Below are 7,978 nucleotides of genomic sequence, written 5' to 3' on the forward strand. Positions count from 1 at the left end.
GTTGTCTAAATTGTTCAATTCTTGAGTCACTTTCTGGGGTTGTTTTGCTTGGTAAAAGATTTGGATTAAAAATTCCTGTTTGCCAAGTTTGACAGTATTTTTCTAATTCCAATAATCGTTTCTTTATTTGTTGCAAGATTGGGTTGCCGATATTTAGGTTTTGTAACTGTTGTTATACTGGTTTACAGATTTAGGATGGCTACATCGCAAATTTTGTCACTATTTTAGCTTAAGACCTATATAACCAATGATTATTTTTCCAGGTCCTAAATATTCAGAAAAATAAAGTCGCCAAGCACCAGGAGTCATCCGTAGATGCCAACTAAAAAGACGTTTTTTACCATCAGGACATTTAATAGTTAGTGGTTGTCTAAATTGTTCAATTCTTGAGTCACTTTCTGGGGTTGTTTTGCTTGGTAAAAGATTTGGATTAAAAATTCCTGTTTGCCAAGTTTGACAGTATTTTTCTAATTCCAATAATCGTTTCTTTATTTGTTGCAAGATTGGGTTGCCGATATTTAGGTTTTGTAACTGTTGTTATACTGGTTTACAGATTTAGGATGGCTACATCGCAAATTTTGTCACTATTTTAGCTTAAGACCTATATAACCAATGATTATTTTTCCAGGTCCTAAATATTCAGAAAAATAAAGTCGCCAAGCACCAGGAGTCATCCGTAGATGCCAACTAAAAAGACGTTTTTTACCATCAGGACATTTAATAGTTAGTGGTTGTCTAAACTGTTGAATTCTTGAGTCACTTTCTGGGGTTGTTTTGCTTGGTAAAAGATTTGGATTAAAAATTCCTGTTTGCCAAGTTTGACAGTATTTTTCTAATTCCAATAATCGTTTCTTTACCTGTTGCAAAATGGGGTCGCCAGTTTTTAGGCTTTGTAACTGTTGCTCTACTTGTTCACAAAATATTAAATTCGGAAAAAATTCTTGTCTCCTTTCCCATAGTGTTTCTCCATCAACTTGCCTATCAAATAATTTATTTTCAATGCGATTTTTAATCCATTCCGTATGTTGTTTTACATGACTACTTCGACTCGCATGAACAATTTTTTCCGAGTAGTCAGTTAACTGTTCATTTTCGTCTAATTCTGTCACCTGAAGTTCCAAAAAATTTGTATCCCATTGGATATCTGAAAATAAACTAACTGCAAGAGAATTAGTAATTAAAGCAAAACGAAGACCATCTGCTAATTTGCCTTGATGCCTAACTTCAGACAAATCAAATTTATCTTTAATTTCTTGAAGAGCATCCTCACAAAAAGGAGCTTTTAGAATTAGACTACGGAAAAATCTACGCTCCTCTAAATCTACTATTTTGTCGTTACGCCAACTTGCTATAGGATAATCACAAACAAGTTCTATATTGTTAATATTACTGTGAGTCCGAAGAATAGGTTTCACGCCTAAACTTTTTGCTTGACGTAAAGTTTGAATTAACTCTGACATTAATTTTTGCGCTGTGAAAATATCAGCAACAGGAGTCTCTAGAGAAAGTTCATTAAGCACCATTTCTAAATCCATATTTATTCTTCCCTCGGTTCCAAAAGTGCTTCTAAACTATTATCCCACTCATCAAAAAAACCTTCCGGCCATTTATCTATTCGTCCGTTCCGATCTATCCGTGGGGATATTACTTCAGTAATAAATTCTGTTCCTTGTTTTCGGCGGTCAAAATAGTGTAATTTAACTTTTTCAGGGTCAATTTTTCCTCTATAAACTGTTAATCTAATTCCATTTAAAACATGGTCGCTATGAGTTTCAACTACAATTTGTACCCCACAACTAGCAGCAAGAGCTAATAATTCTCCCATTTTTGCTTGACCTTTTGGATGAAGATGTGCTTCAGGATTTTCTATTAGAATTAAACTTTCTGGAGGGGATGAAAGAATGGCTACAATAATTGGTAAAGTATAGCTAATTCCAAATCCAACATTAGTAGAACGATAAGAATTACTATCTCCATAATAATATTGAAGACTGATTAAGTCTATATCTTGTTTAGGGTTTATTTGTAGGCGTGTACCCGGACTAATTTCTCCCATCCAAGCTTCAACTTGCTCTCTTAAAATTAGGGATTCTTCTTGTGGATGTTTTAACCTAGGATTTGGTATGTTTTGGTTTTCATTTACAAATAAAAAATGAGCTGCATATTCTCCTTGAGTACCTAATTTTTCTAGTTGTTGAACTTGGAAATCTGACATTTCTAAAAATAAACGAGGACCTAAACGTTCAGCTTGCAGATAGTGAAAATTTTTGTTAAAAAAACTAGATTTATAAATATCAGAAGTCACAAGTGGTGAGGCAAGATTTAGAACATCTTTTTCCCGATCATAGGAGAAATTCCAGATTCCTCGATTGCCATTTTCCCAGACAATTTCAAAACTAATAAAATCCTCTTTTGCTCCTTCAAATAGTGCATCTTGAGCAGTACCTATAGAAACTAATTCACCATTGAGTGCTAAACCTTGATTTTCTAATAGTCCTTGTTGATAAGATTGACGCATTAAAAGTAGTGCTTGTAAGACAGAAGATTTGCCCGTGCTATTCAGACCAGATAGCAAAGTTAATGGTTTAAAAGATAAAAGCTGACTGGCAAAAGGTTTAAAGTTTTTTAGATGTACTAAACTAATCATTTATAACTTCCTTAATGATTTTTCCAATAGTTTCAAAACGATATTCTATCTTGTCTTGAGCTTGAGAGATAGACTTGACAAATTCTTTATCTTTATCTACATATTTGGCAAATTTATCTATTAAGTCTTGCTTCTTAATTTTAAGTTTTTGAACTTCTTGACGGTTAAGCTGACTAATATGAAATGACCAGGTTTCAAACAAAGCTCTATTGACTGGGAATTTCCTTTGTTTTGGTTTTTTAGGTTTCCGAAAAGCTTCATCGCCAAATATTTCTTGACAAACAATCATAGTATTTTTAAATTTATTGGCAAGTTTTTTAATTTCAGATTCAGACAAATTATTAATTTTTTTCATGGCATTGTCTAAAAATTCTTCTCTTCCTTCCTTCGCATAATCTTTGTAAAATGTCAGCATTACTGCTAAAGCACCTAGTACAAATTCCCGGTCGTCCATACGCTTGATTCGTGATTCACCAAGCTGAATAACATTAGTAAATTCTGGATATTTTGCAATTTCAGCTAATAATTTAAGTGCTTGACCAGGGTTTAGAGCATGACGTATTTCTTGATTAGTTAGACGTTCTCCTCCTGTATTAATACGTTTAAAAATATTGTATTTAACTTTAGGTGGTGTACCAGGTGCAATTTGATAAACTGTAACCTGAGTTTCTTGAATACGACGTTGATATTTACGGGGCAGTTCTTGATAGGTTTTACCATCTAGTTCATTGGCGAGATATTCTAAACCTGTTAAAGGTAGATTATTATCATTCATAAACTGCTTTAAAGCTGATAATCTTTGTAAACCATCTACCACTAACCATTGTTCTTCATCAGTTGCATCAATGTAAAAAGCTGGTAAAGGAATTCTAATAATAATAGATTCAATCAATCTACTTTTAACGTCATCTTTCCATATATCAGAATGACGCTGAAAATCAGGGGCTAAATTAAGAACTTCTTCATCTATTCTTCTTAGTAACTGTTCAATTGTGGGTTCCCTAGTAATAATATTAATTTTCTCGGGGTCATAAGTTAAATTATCTTTTCCAGAAAATTCTTCCTTATCATCATTTTCTTCTGCTTGATATTTATTTGAATTTTTTTGACTAACCATAAATGTTACTCTATTATTTTAATCTTTATTATATCATCCGAGATTAGACCTGATTTATAATTGTTATTTGAAATTGACAACTGTGAGAAAGAAGTATAGTATCAAATACTAATCCTTGATTTTAGTTATTTATATTTAGCTCAATTATCAATTTATAGTTGTGAGCGATCGCTCAAACATCAACAAATTTAATATCTCTCAAAATCTCATGTCTAAATCTCAATCAATTTACCTAATTCTCCCCCTAATCCTAATTTTGATTATTACTAAAAATCTGGATAATTGAATCTGAGGTTTTTCAGGAAAATGCTATTTATATTTAGCTCAATTATCAATTTATAGTTGTGAGAGATGTAGCTAAGGCCAGGCTTTGCCAACGCTTCACTAAATTTCAATTATCGCGAAAAATTTAGATAATTTAATCTTATAACCTGAGCGATCGCTCAATCACAGATAATTTCAATACCTATTAAAATCTCATGGTTAAATCAAAATTAATTTACCGAACCATCACCCTAACACTAATTGCAATTTTCACAACAATTACATTGGTATTAGCCTCTAATCAAATTAGCAAAACAGCGCAAAAAACAGAAATTCGTGGTGTTTGGATAACCAATATTGACAGCGAGGTTTTATTTTCTGAATCAGGTACAAAAGCAGCAGTTAATCGTTTAGCAAATCTCAACTTCAATACACTTTATCCTACTGTTTGGCAAGGTGGTTATACTCTCTATCCTAGTCAAGTAGCACAACAAGTATTTGGCAAATCTTTAGACCCTACACCTGGTTTACAAGGGCGAGACTTTTTACAAGAAATTATTACTGAAGCACATGAAAAAAGTTTAACAATTATTCCTTGGTTTGAATTTGGTTTCATGGCACCAGCAGATTCAGAATTAGTAAGATTACATCCTAATTGGTTAACTAAACGCCGGGATGGAACTACTATAAAAATGGAAGGTGAATATCCCCGAGTTTGGCTTAATCCTTTTCATCCAGAAGTGCAGCAATTTATCTTAGATTTAATTCTAGAAATTGTCACTAAATACGATATAGATGGAATTCAATTAGACGATCATTTTGGCTTACCTGCCCAATTTGGTTATGACGATTTTACAGTTAAATTATATGAAAAAGAACTTCCTGGTTTATCCCCTTCTGACAATTATCAAGAAACTTTTTGGGTACGTTGGCGAGCAGATAAAATTAATAATTTTATGGAGCGAGTTTCTGAAGAAATAAAAGCGATAAAACCAGACTGTATTATTTCTGTATCTCCCAATCCTTTGCACTTTGCTTTACCTGCTTATTTGCAAGACTGGTTTACTTGGGAAAGAGAAAAATGGATTGATGAAATTGTTTTACAGGTTTATCGTCCAGATATTAAACGTTTTATTAACGAGTTGGAACGAACAGAGGTTAAATTAGCTAAAAATAATATTCCTTTTGCCATTGGAATTTTGACTGGTTTAAAAAATAATTCTACTCCGATAACGACAATTGAAGAACAAGTAGAAACTGTTCGGAAGAGAAATTTTGCCGGAGTATCTTTCTTTTTCTATGAAAGTTTATGGAAGTGGGGAAAGGAATCGGAAAATATCAGAAATCAAAGTTTGGAGGAAATATTTCAGGGAAAGATTTCCAGACCACACATCTCTAGTTAAAAGAAGTAACAAGGTAAATTTTTTGCTCTCGACGAAACAGTAGAGTCAAAAAAAGGTAGAAATTTTAGTAACTTTTGCCTGGAGAAAGAAATGAAGCAGGCAAATTTTTGACTCTCAGATAAACACTAGAGTCGAAAAGCTAGAAATTTTTCCGACTTTGGGGAGGTGGAAGACTAGAGATGGCAAATTTTTCTCTCTCAGATAAACACTAGAGTCGAAAAGCTAGAAATTTTTCCGACTTTTGTAAGGGAAAGACTAGAGGTGCTAAATTTTTTCCCTCTCAGATAAATACTAGAGTCGAAAAGGTAAAAATTTTTCCGACTTTGGCTAGGGGAAAGACTAGAGGTGGCAAATTTTTCTCTCTCAGGTAAACACTGGAGTCGAAAAGATAGAAATTTTCTCTAACTTTTTCCTGGAGAAATAAGTCAAGCAGGTAAATTTTTTCCTCTCATATAAATAGTAGAGGGGAAAAGGTAGAAATTTTTCCGACTTTGGCAAGAGGAAATACCGGAGGTGGCAAATTTTTCCTTCTCAGATAAATACTAGAGTTGAAAAAGACTAGAAGTGGCAAATTTTTCCTTCTCAGATAAATACTAGAGTTGAAAAGATAGAAATTTTTCCGACTTTGGCAAGAGGAAATACCGGAGGTGGCAAATTTTTCCTTCTCAGATAAATACTAGAGTCGAAAAGCTAGAGATTTTTGTGACTTTGGCAAGAGGAAATACCGGAGGTGGCAAATTTTTCCCTCTCAGATAAATACTAGAGTCGAAAAGCTAGAGATTTTTGTGACTTTGGCGAGGTGGAAGACTAGAGGTGGCAAATTTTTTCCTCTCAGATAAATAGTAGAAGTCGAAAAGATAGAAATTTTTCCGACTTTGGGGAGGGGAAAGACTTGAGGTGGTAAATTTTTTCCTCTCAGATAAATAGTAGAAGGGGAAAGGTAGAAATTTTTCCGACTTTGGGGAGGGGAAAGACTTGAGGTGGTAAATTTTTCTGACTTTGGAAAGGAAAAAGACTAAAGGTGGTAAATTTTTCTGACTTTGGAAAGGAAAAAGACTAAAGGTGGTAAATTTTTGACTCTCAAATAAATAGTAGAGGGGGAAAAATAGAAATTTTCTCTACCTTTGGCAAGGGAAAAGACTGGAGTAGGCAAATTTTTGACTCTCAGATAAATAGTAGAGGGGTAAAGATTGAAATTTTCTCTACCTTTGGCAAGAGGAAAGACTGGAGTAGGCAAATTTTTGACTCTCAAATAAATAGTAGAAGGGGAAAGGTAGAAATTTTTCCGACTTTGGGTAGGGGAAAGACTTGAGGTGGCAAATTTTTGACTCTCAGATAAATAGTAGAAGGGGAAAAATAGAAATTTTCTCTACCTTTGGCAAGGAAAAATACTAAAGGTGGTAAATTTTTGACTCTCAAATAAATAGTAGAAGGGGAAAAATAGAAATTTTCTCTACCTTTGGGTAGGGGAAAGACTGGAGTTGGTAAATTTTTGACTCTCAAATAAATAGTAGAGGGAGAAAGATAAAAATTTTTCCGACTTTGGCAAGAGGGAAAGACTTAAGCTGGTAAATTTTTCCTCTCAGGTAAACACTAGAGTCGAAAATGTAGAAATTTTCTCTACTTTTGGCGAGGGGAAAGACTGGAGTTGGTAAATTTTTGACTCTCAAATAAATAGTAGAGGGAGAAAGATAAAAATTTTTCCGACTTTGGCAAGAGGGAAAGACTTAAGCTGGTAAATTTTTCCTCTCAGGTAAACACTAGAGTCGAAAATGTAGAAATTTTCTCTACTTTTGGCGAGGGGAAAGACTGGAGTAGGCAAATTTTTGACTCTCAAATAAATAGTAGAGGGGGAAAGATAAAAATTTTTCCGACTTTGGCAAGAGGGAAAGATTTAAGCTGGTAAATTTTTCCTCTCAGGTAAACACTAGAGTCGAAAATGTAGAAATTTTCTCTACTTTTGGCGAGGGGAAAGACTAGAAGTGGCAAATTTTTCCCTCTCAGATAAATACTAGAGTCGAAAATGTAGAAATTTTCTCTACTTTTGGCGAGGGGAAAGACTAGAAGTGGCAAATTTTTCCCTCTCAGATAAATACTAGAGTCGAAAAGCTAGAAATTTTTCCGACTTTGGGGAGGTGGAAGACTAAAGGTGGTAAATTTTTCCCTCCTAGGTAAAGACTAAAGTCGAAAAGATAGAAATTTTTCCGACTTTGGCAAGAGTGAAAACTAGAGGTGTTAAATTTTTTCCCTCCCTGGTAAAGACTAAAGTCGAAAAGATAGAAATTTTTCCGACTTTGGGGAGGTAGAAGACTAGAGGTGGCAAATTTTTCCCTTCTCAGATAAATATTAGAGTCGAAAAGCTAGAAATTTTTCCGACTTTGGGGAGGTGGAAGACTAAAGGTGGCAAATTTTTCCCTCCTAGGTAAAGACTAAAGTCGAAAAGATAAAAATTTTTCCGACTTTGGCAAGAGGAAAGACTAGAGGTGGTAAATTTTTCCCTCCTAGGTAAAGACTAAAGTCGAAAAGATAAAAATTTTTCCGACTTTG

At 33.9% G+C, this 7,978-nt stretch carries 6 protein-coding genes; 1 reads left to right on the forward strand and 5 read right to left on the reverse strand.

Annotation, left to right across the window (positions count from 1 at the left end; all coding sequences use genetic code 11):
* Positions 1-219 precede the first annotated feature (219 nt).
* The 4 genes from F6K22_RS15465 to F6K22_RS15480 form a co-directional block, all read right to left on the reverse strand.
* Positions 220-501, reverse strand: a complete 282-nt coding sequence (locus tag F6K22_RS15465; protein ID WP_293099265.1) for a hypothetical protein — start codon at positions 499-501, stop codon at positions 220-222.
* An 83-nt stretch (positions 502-584) separates the two neighbouring features.
* Positions 585-1,535, reverse strand: a complete 951-nt coding sequence (locus F6K22_RS15470; RefSeq protein ID WP_293099267.1) for a hypothetical protein — start codon at positions 1,533-1,535, stop codon at positions 585-587.
* Positions 1,536-1,537: 2 nt separating this feature from the next.
* Entirely contained in the window at positions 1,538-2,647 is a 1,110-nt protein-coding gene (locus tag F6K22_RS15475; RefSeq protein WP_293099269.1) for a DUF3696 domain-containing protein, read from the reverse strand.
* Positions 2,640-3,764 (reverse strand): DUF262 domain-containing protein, encoded by a 1,125-nt coding sequence (locus F6K22_RS15480; RefSeq protein ID WP_293099272.1) that lies wholly within the window; start codon positions 3,762-3,764, stop codon positions 2,640-2,642. The genes F6K22_RS15475 and F6K22_RS15480 overlap by 8 nt, the downstream gene beginning before the upstream one ends.
* 479 nt (positions 3,765-4,243) lie before the next feature.
* Between F6K22_RS15480 and F6K22_RS15485 the strand changes: the two genes are divergently transcribed.
* Positions 4,244-5,431 carry a glycoside hydrolase family 10-like protein gene (locus F6K22_RS15485; protein WP_293099274.1) on the forward strand — a complete coding sequence of 396 codons (1,188 nt, stop codon included), beginning with the start codon at positions 4,244-4,246 and terminating at the stop codon, positions 5,429-5,431.
* A gap of 1,015 nt (positions 5,432-6,446) precedes the next feature.
* On the opposite strand, the gene F6K22_RS15490 is transcribed toward F6K22_RS15485, so the two are convergent.
* Positions 6,447-6,668 (reverse strand): hypothetical protein, encoded by a 222-nt coding sequence (locus tag F6K22_RS15490; protein ID WP_293099276.1) that lies wholly within the window; start codon positions 6,666-6,668, stop codon positions 6,447-6,449.
* Between the last annotated feature and the right edge of the window lie 1,310 nt (positions 6,669-7,978).

Origin of the sequence: Okeania sp. SIO2F4 (assembly GCF_010672385.1) — a bacterium.
In the GTDB taxonomy this organism is placed as follows: domain Bacteria; phylum Cyanobacteriota; class Cyanobacteriia; order Cyanobacteriales; family Microcoleaceae; genus Trichodesmium.